The organism is Methylobacterium sp. CCH5-D2 (assembly GCF_001556475.1).
Taxonomy (GTDB): domain Bacteria; phylum Pseudomonadota; class Alphaproteobacteria; order Rhizobiales; family Beijerinckiaceae; genus Methylobacterium; species Methylobacterium hispanicum.
This window is the reverse complement of the sequence record NZ_LSIX01000501.1, coordinates 1-482: the sequence shown is the minus strand read 5'-3', so window position 1 is coordinate 482 and position 482 is coordinate 1. Positions and strand designations below refer to the sequence as shown.

Genomic DNA, 482 nt, shown 5'->3' with positions numbered 1-482 from the left:
ACGCCCACGGCTTCGAGCTCGTGCGCAAGCCCTACTCCGCCGAGGAACTCGCCCGCGTCCTGCGCGAGGCGGCCCAGCGCGGCCGGCCCTCGGCCGAGCGCTGACATCGGGGATCGCGCACGGCCACGGTTGACGGCCGTTTTCGCGTCGTGCCTATAGGCGCGCATGTGCAGGCGCTCGACCGGTTCGGCGACACGCCGCGCGGTCATCGCCGTGGCCGCGCTCTACGCGCTGCTGCTCCAGGCCTTCCTGGGTGCCCTCGCGCCGACGCCCGCCGGACTCGACGGCCTCTCCGTGCTCTGCGCCGAGCACCCGGACGGGTCCGCACCGGCCGACAGGGCGCATTGCCGCGCGCATGCCTGCTGCCTTCCGGCCCAGGCCCCCCACCTCGCGCTCCCGGCCTCCGCCGCCGCGACGCCGATCCGGCCGCGCTACGTCGCGGTCGTCGCCACGCGGCCGCCGGAGAGCCCGCCTCCGCCCCG

1 protein-coding gene is annotated in these 482 nt (G+C 77.0%); it reads left to right on the top strand.

All coding sequences use genetic code 11. The features are described from left to right. Positions 1–213: 213 nt before the first annotated feature. On the top strand, positions 214–482 hold a 269-nt coding region (locus AX737_RS33185; RefSeq protein WP_197430562.1), incomplete at its 3' end, for a hypothetical protein.